This window comes from Roseateles asaccharophilus, from assembly GCF_031458115.1.
In the GTDB taxonomy this organism is placed as follows: Bacteria; Pseudomonadota; Gammaproteobacteria; order Burkholderiales; family Burkholderiaceae_C; genus Pelomonas; species Pelomonas asaccharophilus_A.
Genome location: NZ_JAVDXV010000007.1, coordinates 393337 through 409612 on the forward strand (window position 1 = coordinate 393337; position 16276 = coordinate 409612).

At 67.6% G+C, this 16276-nt stretch carries 13 protein-coding genes and 1 pseudogene; 2 read left to right on the forward strand and 12 right to left on the reverse strand.

The window, feature by feature from the left end:
• Nucleotides 1–2 precede the first annotated feature (2 nt).
• The 10 genes from J2X21_RS18960 to scpA are packed head-to-tail and all read right to left on the reverse strand — an operon-like array spanning nucleotide 3 to nucleotide 10634.
• On the reverse strand, nucleotides 3–473 hold the full coding sequence (locus J2X21_RS18960) for a VOC family protein (protein ID WP_310331206.1): 471 nt from the start codon (nucleotides 471–473) through the stop codon (nucleotides 3–5).
• An 8-nt stretch (nucleotides 474–481) separates the two neighbouring features.
• Complete coding sequence (locus J2X21_RS18965) at nucleotides 482–1681, reverse strand: FAD-dependent oxidoreductase (protein WP_310331208.1); 1200 nt, start codon at nucleotides 1679–1681, stop codon at nucleotides 482–484.
• A complete protein-coding gene (locus J2X21_RS18970; protein ID WP_310331209.1) occupies nucleotides 1674–3698 on the reverse strand; it encodes an acetyl/propionyl/methylcrotonyl-CoA carboxylase subunit alpha in 2025 nt (674 codons plus the stop codon). Before J2X21_RS18970 ends, J2X21_RS18965 begins: the two co-directional genes overlap by 8 nt.
• Before the next feature lie 11 nt (nucleotides 3699–3709).
• Nucleotides 3710–4000 (reverse strand): helix-hairpin-helix domain-containing protein, encoded by a 291-nt coding sequence (locus J2X21_RS18975; protein ID WP_310331211.1) that lies wholly within the window; start codon nucleotides 3998–4000, stop codon nucleotides 3710–3712.
• A complete protein-coding gene (locus J2X21_RS18980) occupies nucleotides 3997–5142 on the reverse strand; it encodes a hypothetical protein (RefSeq protein WP_310331212.1) in 1146 nt (381 codons plus the stop codon). The genes J2X21_RS18975 and J2X21_RS18980 overlap by 4 nt, the downstream gene beginning before the upstream one ends.
• Nucleotides 5139–6671: an acyl-CoA carboxylase subunit beta gene (locus J2X21_RS18985; protein WP_310331214.1), complete on the reverse strand. Its 1533-nt coding sequence runs from the start codon at nucleotides 6669–6671 to the stop codon at nucleotides 5139–5141. Before J2X21_RS18985 ends, J2X21_RS18980 begins: the two co-directional genes overlap by 4 nt.
• A 12-nt stretch (nucleotides 6672–6683) precedes the next feature.
• The gene (locus tag J2X21_RS18990; RefSeq protein WP_404667380.1) at nucleotides 6684–7073 is read right to left on the reverse strand and encodes a VOC family protein; all 390 of its coding nucleotides are present in this window, start codon (nucleotides 7071–7073) and stop codon (nucleotides 6684–6686) included.
• Nucleotides 7073–8035, reverse strand: a complete 963-nt coding sequence (meaB, locus tag J2X21_RS18995) for a methylmalonyl Co-A mutase-associated GTPase MeaB (RefSeq protein WP_310331216.1) — start codon at nucleotides 8033–8035, stop codon at nucleotides 7073–7075. The genes J2X21_RS18990 and meaB overlap by 1 nt, the downstream gene beginning before the upstream one ends.
• Nucleotides 8032–8460, reverse strand: a complete 429-nt coding sequence (locus tag J2X21_RS19000; RefSeq protein ID WP_310331218.1) for a GNAT family N-acetyltransferase — start codon at nucleotides 8458–8460, stop codon at nucleotides 8032–8034. Before J2X21_RS19000 ends, meaB begins: the two co-directional genes overlap by 4 nt.
• Nucleotides 8460–10634 (reverse strand): methylmalonyl-CoA mutase, encoded by a 2175-nt coding sequence (gene scpA / locus J2X21_RS19005; RefSeq protein ID WP_310331220.1) that lies wholly within the window; start codon nucleotides 10632–10634, stop codon nucleotides 8460–8462. Before scpA ends, J2X21_RS19000 begins: the two co-directional genes overlap by 1 nt.
• An 84-nt stretch (nucleotides 10635–10718) precedes the next feature.
• Between scpA and J2X21_RS19010 the strand changes: the two genes are divergently transcribed.
• Nucleotides 10719–11387 (forward strand): GntR family transcriptional regulator, encoded by a 669-nt coding sequence (locus tag J2X21_RS19010; RefSeq protein ID WP_310331222.1) that lies wholly within the window; start codon nucleotides 10719–10721, stop codon nucleotides 11385–11387.
• On the opposite strand, the gene J2X21_RS19015 is transcribed toward J2X21_RS19010, so the two are convergent.
• Nucleotides 11388–12761: a methyltransferase domain-containing protein gene (locus J2X21_RS19015; RefSeq protein ID WP_310331224.1), complete on the reverse strand. Its 1374-nt coding sequence runs from the start codon at nucleotides 12759–12761 to the stop codon at nucleotides 11388–11390.
• Nucleotides 12762–12929: 168 nt separating this feature from the next.
• On the reverse strand, nucleotides 12930–13886 hold the full coding sequence (locus tag J2X21_RS19020; RefSeq protein ID WP_310331227.1) for a glycosyltransferase family A protein: 957 nt from the start codon (nucleotides 13884–13886) through the stop codon (nucleotides 12930–12932).
• Between the two features lie 417 nt (nucleotides 13887–14303).
• On the opposite strand from J2X21_RS19020, the pseudogene J2X21_RS19025 reads away from it, so the two are divergent.
• Nucleotides 14304–16276: pseudogene (locus tag J2X21_RS19025) on the forward strand (heme utilization protein); the annotation flags it as partial.

Consider the following 16276-nt stretch of genomic DNA (forward strand, 5'->3'; position numbering starts at 1 on the left):
CTTCAGCCCAGGGCCGCCACGACGTCGGCCGGCGCCTGCACCAGCTCGATCAGCACGCCCTCGCCGCCGAACGGGAACTGCTCGTTGCCCTTGGGGTGGACGAAGCAGATGTCGTGGCCAGCCGCACCGCGGCGGATGCCGCCCGGCGCGAAGCGCAGGCCCTGCGCCTCCAGCCACTGCACGGCCACCGGCAGGTCATCCACCCACAGGCCGATGTGGTTCAGCGGCGTGGCGTGCACGGCCGGCTTCTTGTCGGGGTCCAGCGGCTGCATCAGGTCCACCTCCACGGCATGGACGCCCTGGCCCAGCGTGCAGATGTCCTCGTCGACGTTCTCGCGCTCGCTCTTGAAGTTGCCGGTGACGGGCACGCCCAGCAGGTCCACCCACAGATGGCGCAGCTTGCCCTTGTCGAGGCCGCCGATGGCGATCTGCTGCAGGCCGAGGATCTTGAAGGGTCGTGCGGTGATGTTCATGGCGTCGCTCACAGCTTGAGTCGTCCCCACAGCCAGCCGGTCTTGACGCCGGCCAGCGTGGCGATGGATTGTTGGTGGATGTAGGGCAGCCTGCCGCCCCAGCCGAAGAAGCGGTCGCGCAGCCAGGGCGCGACCACCGCATGGGACTGGAACATCGGCGTCAGCCGCTTGCTGGCCTGGCCGTAGAAACGCAGGTGGGCACGGCGGCGGCGCGTGTAGCGCTCGAAGACCTGCGGCCAGTCGCCATCGGCCTCCGCGGCAAGCTCGTGCGCATCGATGAGCGCCATGTTGGCGCCCTGCCCCAGTTGCGGGCTCATGCCATGGGCGCAGTCGCCGATGGCCAGCACGCGGCCGTCATGCCAGCGGGCCATCCAGACGTCGGCGTAGCGGGCCTCGCGCAACTGCGTGGCATCGGTCAGTTCGGTCAGCAGCGGCGTGACCTCGGGAAACAGCGCGGCCATCTGCGCCTTGAGCCGGTCCAGGCCGATTCGCCCGGCCCAGCCATCCAGCTCGGCGACGGGCAGGCTCCAGAACAGGTTGATGCCACGCCGCGTGTCGTCGCCGGCCGCCTTGCCCACGGGCATCAGGCCCAGCATCTGCGACGCGGAGCGAAAGCGCTGGCGCAGCTCGATCTGCGGAAATCCTTGCGGCGCCGGCAGCACGGTCCACACCGCGCCCCACGGAAACGGGTGTGCATGCTGGGCGACCCTCATGCCCTCGCGCAGCCGCGAGAAGCTGCCGTTGGCCAGGATCAGCGCGGCATGCCGCGCGGGCGCGCGGTCGGCAAAGCGCAGCGTGACACCGTTGGCATCCTGCTCAAATCCCTGCGCCGACGCGCCACACTGCCAGTCCACACCCAGCTCGCGCAGGCGCCGCCACAGCAGCCCCATCAGCGCGCCGCGCTGCAGGCCCAGGCCATAGGCCTCGGCGTGGAAGCGCCGGTAGCTCATGTCAAGCACCGCGCGGCCGGTGGGCGTGTCGCCGAACAGCCGGTCCACGCGGGTGCCCAGCGCCAGTGCATCGTCCAGCAAGCCCATGGCTGCCAGCACGCGCTGGCCGGTGGGCTGCAGCAGCAGGCCCGCGCCTATGGGCTTCGGTTCGGCGACCGCCTCGTAAAGCGTGACGGCAATGCCGCGCTCGGCCAGGCGAATCGCCGCGGCCGCACCGGCGACGCCCGCGCCGACGATGGCGATCGTCGGCTCAGGCAAAGCGAAGAATCGGCTGGTCCACGGACAGGCTTTCGCCCGGCTTGGCCAGGATCTCGGCCACCGTCACGTCCTGCTGCGCGCTGAGGATGTTTTCCATCTTCATCGCTTCGATGACGGCCAGGCGCTCGCCAGCCTGCACGGTTTGGCCCACCTGCGCGGCCAGGTGCACCAGCAGGCCCGGCATGGGCGACAGCAGCAGCTTGGACGTGTCGGGCGGCGCCTTGTAGGGCATCAGCGCCTGCAGTTCGGCGGCGCGCGGGCTCAGCACAGTCAGCTCGACGGCGCGGCCGCCATGCTGGATGCGATAGGCCAGCGGGTTCTTCGCCGTGCCGCGCTCGGCCTGGGCCGTGAAGCTCAGGCCGTTGACGGTGCCGGTGATGCGCACGTCGTTCAGGCGCGAGCGGCTGACGATGCGGTAATCCTTGTCGCCGACCTGCACGCGCGCCTCGCCGAGCGCACCGGCGAACTCGCTGATGTGCATCGCGTGCTGCTCGCCGCGGCCGGCGCCGAGGTTCACGACGGCGACGTAGTCGTGCTCGATCTGCACCTCGTGGCCCGGCAGCTGGCCACTGATGCCGGCCTCACGCTCGCGCGCCTTGCGGCGGATGAAGCCGGCCAGCGCGACGAGGAATAGCGGGTCGTCGTGCGGTACGTCCTCGGCCTTGAAGCCGCCGACGTAGTGCTGGGCGATGAAGCCGGTGTTGAAGTTGCCGCTGCCGAAATCGGGATGCGCCAGCAGCGCGGCCTGGAACGGGATGTTGCTGGACACGCCGCGGATGACGAAGCCGTTCAGCGCCTCGCGCATCTTGGCGATGGCCTCGGCGCGATCCCTTCCATGCACGATGAGCTTGGCGATCATCGAGTCGTAGAACATCGGGATCTCGCCGCCCTCGTAGACGCCGGTGTCCACGCGCACGCCAAAGCGGCCCGCCTCGGCCTGCTGCATCGTCGTCTCGGGCGGCTGATAACGCACGAGACGGCCCGTCGACGGCAGGAAGTTGCGGAACGGGTCTTCCGCGTTGATGCGGCACTCGATGGCCCAGCCATCGCGCTTGATGTCGGCCTGCGTGAAGGTCAGCGGCTCGCCGGCGGCGACGCGGATCATCTGCTCGACGAGGTCCAGCCCGGTGATGCACTCGGTGACCGGGTGCTCCACCTGCAGCCGCGTGTTCATCTCCAGGAAGTAGAAGTCCTGGTCCTTGCCGACAACGAACTCCACCGTGCCGGCGCTCTGGTACTTCACGGCCTTGGCCAGCGCGACGGCCTGCTCGCCCATCGCGCGGCGCGTGGCCTCGCTGATGAAGGGCGACGGCGCTTCCTCGATGACCTTCTGGTGGCGGCGCTGGATGGAGCATTCGCGCTCCCACAGGTAGACCACGTTGCCTTGCGAATCGCCCAGCACCTGGATCTCGATGTGGCGCGGCTGCTCGACGAACTTCTCCATGAAGACGCGGTCGTCGCCGAAGCTGTTGCGCGCCTCGTTGCGGCAGGACGTGAAGCCCTCGAAGCATTCCTTGTCGTTGAACGCCACGCGCAAGCCCTTGCCACCACCGCCGGCGCTGGCCTTGATCATGACCGGGTAGCCGATGCGCTGCGCGATCTGCACGGCTTCTTCCGCCGACAGGATGGGTTCGTTGTGGCCGGGGATGGTGCTGACCTTGGCCTCGTTGGCCAGCTTCTTGGACGCGATCTTGTAGTGCTTGGGGCCGATGAAGGCGATGCCCTCTTCCTCGACGCGGCGCGCGAAGTCCTCGTTCTCGGACAAGAAGCCGTAGCCGGGGTGGATGGCCTGCGCACCGGCCTGCTTGGCGGCGGCGATGATCTTGTCGGCGACGAGATAGCTCTCGCGCGACGGCGCCGGCCCCAGCAGCACGGCCTCGTCGGCCAGCTCGACATGGCGGGCGTCCTTGTCGGCCTCGGAGTAGACGGCGACGGTGGCGATGCCCATCTTCCTGGCTGTGGCGATCACCCGGCAGGCAATCTCGCCGCGATTCGCAATGAGGATCTTGGTGAACATGAGTTGCCTCGTTATTTCTTGGAGCCCAGCAGCTTCTTGCGCTGCTCGGTGAAGTGCCACCACGGCTGGGCGGGCCCGCCGTTCATGAAGTCGTGCGCGGCCATGAAGGTGTCCAGCACGCAGGGGTCGTGGCGCTGGCCCATGGGGTCGCGCAGCGCGTCATAGGTCTTGTACGGGTCCATGCGCTTCACGTCGGCCGGCGTGTTGATGCCCAGGCCGATGAGGTCCGCTTCCATCGCCTTGCCGATGTTGGGGATGTCGGTGAGGCGCTTCGCCTCGGCCGCGCAGCTGGCCTTGCTCATGGCAGCGCCTCCCCGTCGCGCAGCGGGTTGGGCAGCGACAGGCGATCGCTGCAATCTCCCAGCGCGCAAGGCAACTGGCCGACCAGTTGCAGGTGCAGCCCTGCGGGCAGAGCGGCATCGGTGTTCGGCAAGCGCCCCAGCACCCTGACCGCCAGCACGCGGGCGCCAGGTTCCCACTTGGCCAGGCCCTCGCCCTCGACCAACGCAAAGCTGCTCTGATAGCCGCCGCCGACCGCCATCACGCGGGCACGCGTCGGCGCGACCACTTCGTTCAGCCTCACGGCCGTCAGCACGATCTGGTCCTGGTAGCGAAAGGGGTTCTGCGCCAACGCATTGAGGCCAACCCATAGGCTGGCACCCGTCGGCTTCGCGAAGGCCTGCAGGCGCTGCGCATTGGCTTGCTTCAGCGCATCACGCTCTTCACGCGCCTGGCGCTGGCGCTGCTGGCTGGCCACGCTGTTGCTGTACTGGGAGAAATCCTTGCCCGCGTCCAGCGGCAGCGTGGCTTCGACGACGATGCCCTTGGGGTTGCCGTATGGATCGAACTCCAGATCGGTCTGGGGCACCATCCGCACGCGCACATGGCTGCGTTCGCCGCCCGGCCGGCCGCGCTCGCGCAGGCGGTCATCGCCGCAGCGCAGCTTGAGCTTGTCCAGCGCCGAACTCAGCATCCGCTTGGCGACATCGTCCGACACCAGGGCCGGGCCATCGGCCTGCAGCACAAACAGCGTGTCGGGCTTGCAGGGATCGGGGTACTTGGTCAGCTCGCTGGTGGCCTCAACGGCCAGGCGCGGGCTCATGCCCTCCAGCTTGGGCAGCGGGCCGAGATCGAACAGCACGTTGTCGCCCCGCAGCGCGCGCGCCTTCAGTCCTTGCGCGGGTTCCGGCAGGTAGACGCCGGCACTGAAGCGCCCCGCCCACTCCTCGCGGTGCGAGGGTGAATTTTTCAGCGTCCAGATGGCCTTGCCCTGGCCTTCGGCGAGGCCGTCACGGCAGACGCCCTGGTAGCTGAAGACGTAGTCGCTGCTGGCCAGGTAGGCCGGCGCGGACACCGCGCAGCCGCTGGCCGGGTCCTTGTGCTGAGTTGCCTGGGCCTGGCTGGTCAGCACAACCGCCAGCGCCAACATCCAGCGCTTGCTCACAACGGAATGTTCCCGTGCTTGCGCCACGGGTTCTCCAGCTTCTTGTCCTTCAGCATCGCCAGCGACCGGCAGATGCGCTTGCGCGTCTCGTGCGGCTGGATGACGTCGTCGATGAAACCGCGCGCGCCCGCCACGAAGGGGTTGGCGAAGCGGGCCTTGTACTCGGCCTCGCGCTCGGCCAGCTTGGCGGGGTCCTTCTTGTCCTCGCGGAAGATGATCTCCACCGCGCCCTTGGCGCCCATCACGGCAATCTCGGCATTCGGCCAGGCGAAGTTGACGTCGCCGCGCAGGTGCTTGGAGGCCATCACGTCGTAGGCGCCGCCATAGGCCTTGCGCGTGATGACGGTGATCTTGGGGACGGTCGCCTCGGCGTAGGCGTACAGCAGCTTGGCGCCGTGCTTGATGATGCCGCCGTACTCCTGCGAGGTGCCGGGCATGAAGCCGGGCACGTCGACGAAGGTGATGACGGGGATGTGGAAGGCGTCGCAGAAGCGCACGAAGCGCGCGGCCTTGATGCTGCTCTTGATGTCCAGGCAGCCGGCCAGCACCAGCGGCTGGTTGGCGACGATGCCCACCGTCTGGCCTTCCATGCGCGCGAAGCCGGTGACGATGTTCTTCGCGTAGTCGGGCTGCAGCTCGAAGAAGTCGCCGTCGTCGACGACCTTCAGGATCAGCTCCTTGATGTCATAGGGCTTGTTGGGGTTCTCCGGTACCAGCGTGTCCAGCGAATGGTCCAGCCGCGATGCCGGGTCGCCGCTGGGCCGCACGGGCGCCTTTTCGCGGTTGGACAGCGGCAGGTAGTTGAAGAAGCGGCGCAGCATCAGCAGCGCTTCCACGTCGTTCTCGAACGACAGGTCGGCCACGCCGCTGCGCGTGTTGTGCGTGGTCGCACCGCCCAGCTCTTCGGCCGTCACCTCCTCGTGCGTCACGGTCTTCACGACCTCGGGGCCGGTGACGAACATGTAGCTGCTGTCCTTCACCATGAAGATGAAGTCCGTCATCGCCGGCGAGTACACCGCGCCGCCGGCGCAGGGGCCCATGATCATGCTGATCTGCGGGATGACGCCGGAGGCCAGCACGTTCTTCTGGAACACGTCGGCGTAACCACCCAGGCTGGCAACGCCTTCCTGGATGCGCGCGCCGCCCGAGTCGTTCAGGCCGATGACCGGGGCGCCGACTTTCATGGCCTGGTCCATCACCTTGCAGATCTTCTCGGCATGGGCTTCGCTCAAGGCGCCGCCGAAGACGGTGAAGTCCTGGCTGAACGCAAACGCGAGGCGGCCGCTGATCGTGCCGTAGCCGGTCACGACGCCGTCGCCGGGGATCTTGTTGTCGGCCATGCCGAAGTCCACGCAGCGGTGCTCGACGAACATGTCCCATTCCTCGAAGCTGCCCTCGTCGAACAGCAGTTCCAGCCGTTCGCGGGCGGTCAGCTTGCCCTTGGCGTGCTGGGCGGCGATGCGCTTCTCGCCACCGCCCAGCCGCGCGCGGGCGCGCTTGGCTTCGAGTGCTTGCAGGATGTCATGCATGGGGTTCGGCCCTCAGAAAGGGAAATTGATCTCCACGCCGTTGCCGGCGGGGTCTTGCAGGAAGAACTGGTGCTGGCGCGTGATGTCCGAGCGCACCTCGTGGAAGGTCACGCCTGAAGCGGCCAGATGGGCGGCCATGGCCTGGTGGTCGGTGCCGTTGAAGGCCGTGTGGTCGTAGGTCGTCGGCCGGGTCGCGTCGACCGGGCCGCGCACGGGCTCGTGGGCGCGCTGTGTGGACAGGTGAACGACCGGATGGCCGCCGGCATAGAGCCAGTAGCCGTCGCTGTCGAAGCCCGGCCGGGGCCCGACGGTGAGGCCCAGCACGTCGCGGTAGAAGTCGCGCAGCGTGGCCAGCAGTTCGGCCGGCGCGCGCAGGTTGATGTGGTTCAAGCCGGTGATCATCAGGAACTCCGGAAAGCAGCCAGCAACTGCCGGGCTGCGGTGGAAGCGGGCGTGCGACCTTCTCGCACATCGGCTGTGGCGGCTTGCAGGCGCTCGGCCACGCCCGGATGGGCCACGAAGGCCTGGCGCAGGCCGGCCTGGATGCGCTCCCACATCCACGCGAGCGACTGCTCGCGGCGCTTGGCCGCCCAGCTGCCGTTGGCGATGCGCGCATCGCGTTGGGCGGTCAGCGCATCCCACAGCGGCGCGATGCCCTCGGCCTTCAGCGCGCTGACCTGCAGCACGCGCGGCGCCGCATGGGCATGCGTGGGCAACAGCCGCAGCGCGGACGTGATCTGCGCCTGCGCGCGCATGGCGGCCGTCGGGTCGAGGTCGGCCTTGTTGATGACCACCAGGTCGGCCAGTTCCATGACGCCCTTCTTGATGGCCTGCAGGTCATCGCCCGCATTGGGCAGCTGCAGCAGCAGATACAGGTCGGTCATGCCGGCCACGGCGGTCTCGCTCTGGCCCACGCCCACGGTCTCGACGATGACGACGTCGTAGCCCGCCGCCTCGCACAGCAGCATGGCCTCACGCGTCTTCTCGGCCACGCCGCCCAGCGTGCCGCTGCTGGGGCTGGGGCGGATGAAGGCGCGCTGGTCCATGGAGAGCTTCTCCATGCGCGTCTTGTCGCCCAGGATGGCGCCGCCGGACACGCTGCTGGACGGATCCACCGTCAGCACCGCCACGCGATGGCCGCGCTCCAGCAGCAACAGGCCGAAGGCCTCGATGAAGGTGCTCTTGCCCACGCCCGGCACGCCCGAGATGCCCAGGCGCAGCGCGTTGCCGGTGGCCGGCATCAGCGCGGTCAGCAGCGCATCGGCCTGCTCGCGATGATCGGCCCGCGTGGACTCGACCAGCGTGATGGCCTTGGCCAGCGCACGGCGCTCGCTGGCCTTCACGCGCCCGGCAAGGTCGCTCACGCGCCAACCTCCCAGCGGTACTCGATGTCGAATGCCTGCTCCTCGACGACCTTGAAGCCGTGGCGCAGGTAGAAATCGTTGGCACGGCTCTCGCGCAGCGCGGCGAGCGTGATGGGCAGGCCCCGCGCCTTGATCTGCTCCAGCACCCAGGCGCCGATGCCCTGCCCCTGCATGGCCGGCTTCAGATAGAGATGGTGCAGTCGCAACTCGCCCCCGCGCGGCTCGACCGTGAAGTAGCCCACGCGCTCGCCGTCGACCACCAGATGCCGCATCCATTCGGGCCGGAACTGCGACTTCAGGCGGGCCCGAGCAACGTCGGGATTGAAGCGCCCGAGCCGCTCCAGGCTTTCGCGCAGCGCTTCGATGCGCACGCTCAGCATGGCCTCGAAATCCGCATCGGCGACGGGCGCCAGCGTGGGCAGCATCAGGCGGCCACCCGCGCGCGGATCTGCTCCAGCACATCCTTGGCGCTGGCCGGGATGGGCGTGCCGGGGCCGTATACGCCCTTGACGCCGGCCTGGTACAGGAAGTCGTAGTCCTGCGCCGGGATGACGCCGCCGACGAACACGATGATGTCGTCGGCGCCCTGCTGCTTGAGCGCCTCGATGATGGCCGGCACCAGCGTCTTGTGGCCGGCCGCCAGCGTGGAAACGCCCACCGCATGCACGTCGTTCTCGATGGCCTGGCGGGCGCATTCCTCGGGGGTCTGGAACAGCGGGCCGATGTCCACGTCGAAACCCAGGTCGGCAAACGCGGTGGCGACGACCTTGGCGCCGCGGTCGTGGCCATCCTGCCCCAGCTTGGCGATCATCACGCGCGGGCGGCGGCCGTGTTCGTCACCGAAGGCGGCGATCTCGCCTTGCAGCTTGGCCCAACCCTCGGCCGAGTCGTAGGCCGCCGCGTAGACGCCGCTGACCTTGTGCGTGTCGGCACGGTGGCGGCCGAAGACGGACTCCAGCGCGTCGCTCACCTCGCCCACCGTCGCACGCAGGCGCACGGCCTGGATGGACAGGTCCAGCAGGTTGCCCTGGCCGGTCTTCGCGCATTCGGTCAGCGCGGCCAGCGCGGCCTGCACCGCGGCGGTGTCGCGCGTCGCCTTGATGCGGTTGAGCCGCGCGATCTGGCCTTCGCGCACCTTGACGTTGTCCACGTCCAGGATGTCGATGGGATCTTCCTTGGCCAGCTTGTACTTGTTGACGCCCACGATGACGTCGGCGCCGGAGTCGATGCGGGCCTGCTTCTCGGCCGCGCTGGCCTCGATCTTCAGCTTGGCCCACCCGGAGTCCACGGCGGCGGTCATGCCGCCCATCGCATCCACCTCCTCGATCAGCGCCCAGGCCTTGTCGGCCATGTCCTGGGTCAGCTTCTCCATCATGTAGCTGCCCGCCCAGGGGTCGATGACGCTGGTGATGTGGGTCTCTTCCTGGATGATGAGCTGCGTGTTGCGCGCGATGCGGGCGCTGAACTCGGTGGGCAGCGCGATGGCCTCGTCCAGCGAGTTGGTGTGCAGGCTCTGCGTGCCGCCGAACACGGCAGCCATGGCTTCGATGGTGGTGCGCACCACGTTGTTGTACGGGTCTTGCGCGGTCAGGCTCCATCCCGAGGTCTGGCAGTGCGTGCGCAGCATCAGGCTCTTGGGATGGGTGGCGCCGAAGCCCTTCATGATGCGCGTCCACAGCAGCCGCGCCGCGCGCATCTTGGCGATCTCGAGATAGAAGTTCATCCCGATGGCCCAGAAGAACGACAGCCGCGGCGCGAAATCGTCAACGCCCAGGCCCTTGGCCATCGCCGTCTTCACATACTCCTTGCCGTCGGCCAGCGTGAAGGCCAGTTCCAGCGCCTGGTTGGCGCCGGCCTCCTGCATGTGATAGCCGGAGATGCTGATCGAGTTGAACTTGGGCATCTTCTGCGCCGTGTACTCGATGATGTCGCCGACGATGCGCATGCTGGGCGCTGGCGGGTAGATGTAGGTGTTGCGGACCATGAACTCCTTGAGGATGTCGTTCTGGATGGTCCCGGCCAGCAGTTCCTGGCCCACGCCCTGCTCTTCCGCCGCCACGACGTAGCCGGCCAGCACCGGCAGCACGGCGCCGTTCATCGTCATGCTCACGCTCACCTTGTCCAGCGGGATGCCGTCGAACAGGATCTTCATGTCCTCCACCGAGTCGATGGCCACGCCGGCCTTGCCGACATCGCCGGTCACGCGGGGGTGGTCGCTGTCGTAGCCGCGGTGGGTGGCCAGGTCGAACGCCACCGACACGCCCTGCCCACCGGCGGCCAGCGCCTTTCGGTAGAAGGCGTTGCTTTCCTCGGCGGTGGAGAAGCCGGCGTACTGGCGGATGGTCCACGGCCGCACGGCGTACATGGTGGGCTGCGGGCCGCGCAGGAAGGGCTCGAAGCCGGGCAGCGTGTCGGCGTGCGGCAGGCCGGCGGTGTCGGCGGCCGTGTACAGCGGCTTGACGGTCAGGCCCTCGGGCGTCGTCCAGTTCAACGCATCGACATCGCCGCCGGGCGCCGACTTGGCCGCGGCCTTGGTCCACTGCTCCAGCGTGGCGGTCTTGAACTCCGGGGCGCTCCGGGCGCGGCTGTCGTCCGACATCGAAACTCTCCTGTAACAGGAGCGGCATCATAGCCGGCTCGTTATTCATAATTATGAATTCAGATTCGCCTACACTCGGCGCCCATGCCTTCAGCCGGCCTTTCCGATTCCGCCGCCGCCCCGCTCGCCAGCCTCGCTCTGTATGAACAGGTGGCGGACCGGCTGCGCCAGCGCATCCTCGCGCGCGAGCTGGAGCCGGGCTCGTGGATCGACGAGCTGAAGCTGTGCGGCGAACTGGGCATCAGCCGCACGCCGCTGCGCGAGGCGCTGAAGGTGCTGGCCGCCGAAGGCCTGGTCACGATGAAGCTGCGCCGCGGCGCCTATGTGACCGAGATGAGCGAACGCGATGTGCGCGAGGCCTACCAGCTGCTGTCGCTGCTGGAGAGCGACGCCGCCTCACGCGTGGCCGCGCTGGCCAGCGACGTGGAGCTGGCCGAGCTGGCGACCCTGCATGAAGCGCTGGAAACCGCGCTGCCCGACCGCGACGCCTTCTTTGCCGCCAACGAGCAGTTCCACCTGCGCATCCTGGAGATCGAGGGCAACCGCTGGCGCCAGCAGATGGTCAACGACCTGCGCCGGCTGATGAAGCTGAACCGCCACCACTCGCTGTTCCGCGAGGGCCGACTGGCCGAATCACTGGGCGAGCACCGCGCGCTGATGCAGGCGCTGCTGGCCCGCGATGCCGACGCCACGGCGCGGCTGATGCGCACCCATTTCGAGAACGGCCTGGCCGCGACGGCACAGGCGCGCTGATCAGGCCCGCACCGCCCGCATTGCGTATTGCATGGGCGACGCGTCGCGCACCGCCTCCTCGGGGTCGCGACCCAGCGCCAGCGCCATCTGGCGCACGCCGGCCAGCGCCTGCTCGCGGATGGGCGGCTCTTCCACCATGCACGGAATGCCCGCCTCCACGCGCAGGCCGGCGCCGTCGAACATTTGCAGCATGGTCTGGCGCGTGAACCAGCGGATGTGGGTGCGGTCCATCAGGCCGGTGGCCTCGTACTGGAAGGCGCCCATGTTGAGCCGCGCCTGCACGCTCCAGTGCTGCGCATTGGGAATGCTGGTCACGACGTAGCCGCCGGGCGCCAGCACCTTGGTCACCTCGGCCAGCACGCGCCAGGGGTCGCGCAGATGCTCCAGCACGTCGCCGAACACCCAGCAGTCGGCGCCCTGCAACGACGCGAAGAACTCCGGGCCGGCCTCGTCGATGTTCAGTTGCAGGACCTCGTCGCAGCGCTGGCGGGCCATGGCCGCCGCCTTGGCGTCCAGCTCGAGACCGACGAAATGCACGTCGGGCCGGCGCGCCTTCAGCGCCTGGGCCAGGCCGCCGGTGCTGCAACCCACCTCCACGACGCGCTGCACCTGCGGCGGAATCAACTGCAGCACAAAGGGGTTGTAGCCGCGCGGCTCGGCGGCCGCCTGCGCATCGGCCGCAGCCTGGGCGTCGGCGGCCTGCTTGGCGCGCACTTCGGCCATCCATTCATCCAGGTGATAACCCTGGGTGTTCATGACGGTGCCGCGGCCCACGTGGTCGATGTAGACCTTCTCGGTGCCGGGCGTCACGTCGTTCAGCGCCCAGTCCAGGTGCCGGAGCAGGTCGGACTTGCCGGCGTCATGCAGGGCCAGCATGGGCGCCACCATGGGGGCACCATGCTTGATGGGCATGGGCCACTGCTTCATGACCTCGATGTTGCACAGCATGCAGGGCGGGTGCAGGTAGGGCACGGCGCCATAGGCGTAGGGAATGTCGAAACCCTCGCGGTTCACATAGGCCACGCCGCCCACGCCGTAGTGCTGGGGCTGCAGTTCCGCCAGCAGCGCCTCGATGAAGCCGTCGCGCAGCACGACGATGTCGCTGTCCAGGAACAGCGCGACCGGCCCCAGCGGCAGCGTCTGTATGGCCCAGGCCATGCCGGGGCCGTGGTGGATGTTGTAGCCCTGCACATGCAGCGTCACGCCGTCGAACGGCGCCACCGCCGCACGGATGCCGTCCACATGCTCGGCGCTGGAGCCGTCCACGATGTGCACCGGGTTGGCATAGAAGCGGCGCAGCGAGGCCAGCAGGTTGCGTATCAACTCCGGGGAGTTGTATGACACCACGACGATGGGAATTTGGCGGGGGTCCATGGGCAGTCAGAGGGTGAGAGGGGATCCGGCGTGCCCGAAAGGGCGCACCAAAACGGCCCAATCTAGGCGCAAAGCACAGCCGCAGCTCGAACTACGGCGAGCATTTGCAACGACGAGTGGGGCGTTTTGGGGGGCCAGAGCGGGCATGTCGGATTCCCTCTCACCCTCTTAGAACTTGTGGCTGGTCAGGAAGCTGTTCCAGTGCTGCAGGAAGTCAGCCTCCGCCGTCGCGTCGCCCTGGCTGAGGCGGCGCATGATGTCGACGAAGGGCGCCATGTCCGGCTCCTGCGCGTAGCGGTTGTGCAGCGCACCATGCAGCCCGGCGTAGCACTGCCGCGCCTGCTCCTGGCCCAGCCGGCCGATGCGCGTGGCGCCCAGCGCCAGCGCGCCGTAGCCCAGGTGGGCTGCCTTCATGTGCTTGCCCAGCATCTGGGCGGAGTGCCCTTCCCCACCGGCGCGGAAGGCGCCCAGCCGGTCCTGGATATAGACGACCGGGCTGATGAGGCTGGCCGCCAGGAAGGCGCCCAGGTCCCACAAACCCTCGTAGGAAACGCCGCCAAACTCGGGCTTGAACAGCAGTTCGGCCATTTCCTTGCGCATCACGCAGTTGGAAAACTCGCCCAGCCAGTTCTGGCATTCGGGCAGCGTCGTGGAAAACAGCACCGTCGCGTCCAGCAGCAGCGTGCGGTCATTGGAGAACCAGACCGCCTTCGGGATGGGCATGCCTTCCACCGGCTGGCCGCGCTCGTTGCTGTTCCAGCGCGCGCTGATGCTGCAGGGGTGGTGGCCGGTGGCGTGCGCCATCATGTGGCGCATATAGAAGTCGGGATACAGGACGTCGTCGTCCAGCATCAGGTGGCAGAACTCGGTGGAACCGTCCCACAGCCGGATCAGGTTCTTGAAGTTCTCATACGCGCCCGCGCGAGGACCCTGATGGATCTCGATCGGCAGCTTGCGCATGGCCAGTTCCATGTTTGGCGAACGCAGCAGCGCGCCGAACTCCCCGTTGGGGCTGTCGTCCGACACGATGACCCGCTGTGGCTGGCGCGTCTGGGTCACCAAACCGGTCAGCAGTTCGACGAGATATTTGGTCTTGTAGGCCGGAATCAGGGTTGTGACATGCATGAATTAATGCTCAGGGCGACCCTCCGCGACGCTATTGGAGTCCGGAAAGGCCAGATTCAGTGCAGAAAACAGGGCGCCGAACCTCAAGCTGTTCAGATCAACGCCGATAAGGGGGAGACCTAGCATTGCAACGATTAGTTAACGCTTGAGGGACTTACGTGCAGCCCACCGGCGACACCGACGCCATGTCCGACGGTACAACACCGCAACCTGCAATTTGCCGCACTCCGGCCAGTTGTGGGCTCAAGGTCATGGCCGCGTTGCCGAAGTCCGTCCTAGCTACCTTTTTTGCCAGACGTATCAGTCATAACCGCCGATCAACCCGCCGTCCTGCCCAGGGCGTCGGGTTTCAGTGCCATCTGCACCGTCAAGCTCCCGTCAGCACGCCAAGCCGCCCCAACCTGAGGTAACGAGAACATGCCCTCCATCATCAGCAGCCTCACCAGTGAGCAGATCGCTGGCCTCACCTCCGCAACCTTGCGTGCCCTGAACACGGAAGACTGGGCGGCGTTCTCCTCCGAACAGATCAAGGCGCTGACGACCAGCCAGGTCTCCACGCTGTCCAGCTTTGCGATCAAGGCGCTGAGCACGGACCAATTCGCGTTTTTCGACACCGAAGACATCGCGAAGCTGACGACTTCGGCGCTGTTGGGGATGAGTTCCGAGCATGTGAAGGCGATGGACAGCGAGCAGGCGGCGGCGCTGACGACCACGCAGCTGGGCAGCTTCACGACGCAGCAGTTCACGGCGCTGGAGACCTCTGACCTGCAGGCGCTCAGCTCCGACGTCTTCAAGGTGCTGACCTCCCGCCAGATTGGCGCACTGGGCACCGATCAGCTGGCGGCCATCGAATCGGCCGACCTCGCCCAACTGAGCACGGCGGCACTGCGCGGCATCACCTCCGAGAACATTGATGCGTTCTCGTCCGAACAGATCCGCGCGCTGGGTACCAGCCAGTTCCAGTCGCTGACCACCCAGCAGCTCAAGGGCCTCTCGACCGAGCAGATGGCCGCGCTGGAAACCGAGGACCTTCGCGCGCTGACCACCGCGCAGATCCGCGTGTTGACCACCGAACAGCTGAACGGCCTGGGCACCGACCAATTCGCCGCGCTGACGACCGCCCAGGTCGCCAGCCTGACCACGCAGCAGTTCGCCGGCATTGAGACCGCCGACCTGCAGGCGCTGGGTACCGACCAGTTCCGGGTGGTGAACTCCGCCCAGTTGGGCGCGCTGGGCACCGACCAGTTGGCCGCCATCGAGACCGCCGACGTCGCCGTGCTGAGCACCGCGGCGCTGCGCGGCATCACGTCCGAGAACATCGACGCGTTCACGACCGAGCAGATCCGTGCGCTGAGCACCAACCAGGTCCTGACGCTGACCACGCAGCAACTGCGCGGCCTGTCCACCGAGCAGATGGCCGCCCTGGAGACCCAGGACCTGCGTGCACTCTCGACGGCACAAATCCGCGTGCTGACCACCGAGCAGCTCAACGCGCTGACGACCGAGCAGGTCGCCACGCTGACCACGGCGCAAGTCGCCAGCCTGACCGCCGCGCAAGTCACCGGCATGGAAACGGCTGACCTGCAGGCGCTGGGCACCGACCAGTTCCGCGTGCTGTCCTCCGCCCAGGTGGGTGCGATGACCACCGAGCAGCTGGCCGCCATCGAAACCGCTGATTTGGCGGTGTTGTCCACGAACGCCATCCGCGGCATCACGTCCGAGAACATCGACGCGTTCACGACGGAACAGATCCAGGCGCTGGGCACCGGACAGGTCCAGTCGCTGACGACGCAGCAGCTCAAGGGCCTGAGCACCGAGCAGATGGCCGCGCTGGAATCGCAGGACCTGCGTGCCCTGAGCACCGCCCAGATCCGCGTGCTGACCACCGAGCAGCTCAACGCTCTGACGACCGAGCAGGTCGGCACGCTGACCACCGCCCAGGTTGCCAGCCTGACGAACCAGCAGGTCGCCGGCATGGAAACGGCCGACCTGCAGGCGCTGGGCACCGACCAGTTCCGCGTGCTGTCCTCCGCCCAGGTGGGCGCGATGACCACCGAGCAGCTGGCTGCCATTGAGACCGCCGACATCGCCGTGATCTCCACGGCTGCGCTGCGCGGCATCACGTCCGAGAACATCGATGCATTCACCACGGAACAGATCCGTGCGCTGAGCACGGCACAGATCCAGTCGCTGACGACCCAGCAGCTCAAGGGCCTGTCCACCGAGCAGATGGCCGCGCTGGAGACGCAGGACCTGCGTGCGCTGTCCACGGCACAGATCCGTGTGCTGTCGACGGAGCAGCTCAATGCGCTGACGACCGAGCAGGTCGCCACGCTGACCACGGCACAAGTCGCCAGCCTGACGAACCAGCAAGTCGCCGGCATGGAAAC

Bases quoted from the DNA above. Each gene is read 5' to 3' on its own strand.
- J2X21_RS18960 (WP_310331206.1), bottom strand. From the start codon at position 473: ATGAACATCACCGCACGACCCTTCAAGATCCTCGGCCTGCAGCAGATC.
- J2X21_RS18970 (WP_310331209.1), bottom strand. From the start codon at position 3,698: ATGTTCACCAAGATCCTCATTGCGAATCGCGGCGAGATTGCCTGCCGG.
- J2X21_RS18975 (WP_310331211.1), bottom strand. From the start codon at position 4,000: ATGAGCAAGGCCAGCTGCGCGGCCGAGGCGAAGCGCCTCACCGACATC.
- J2X21_RS18985 (WP_310331214.1), bottom strand. From the start codon at position 6,671: ATGCATGACATCCTGCAAGCACTCGAAGCCAAGCGCGCCCGCGCGCGG.
- J2X21_RS18990 (WP_404667380.1), bottom strand. From the start codon at position 7,073: ATGATCACCGGCTTGAACCACATCAACCTGCGCGCGCCGGCCGAACTG.
- J2X21_RS19000 (WP_310331218.1), bottom strand. From the start codon at position 8,460: ATGCTGCCCACGCTGGCGCCCGTCGCCGATGCGGATTTCGAGGCCATG.
- scpA (WP_310331220.1), bottom strand. From the start codon at position 10,634: ATGTCGGACGACAGCCGCGCCCGGAGCGCCCCGGAGTTCAAGACCGCC.
- J2X21_RS19010 (WP_310331222.1), top strand. From the start codon at position 10,719: ATGCCTTCAGCCGGCCTTTCCGATTCCGCCGCCGCCCCGCTCGCCAGC.
- J2X21_RS19015 (WP_310331224.1), bottom strand. From the start codon at position 12,761: ATGGACCCCCGCCAAATTCCCATCGTCGTGGTGTCATACAACTCCCCG.
- J2X21_RS19020 (WP_310331227.1), bottom strand. From the start codon at position 13,886: ATGCATGTCACAACCCTGATTCCGGCCTACAAGACCAAATATCTCGTC.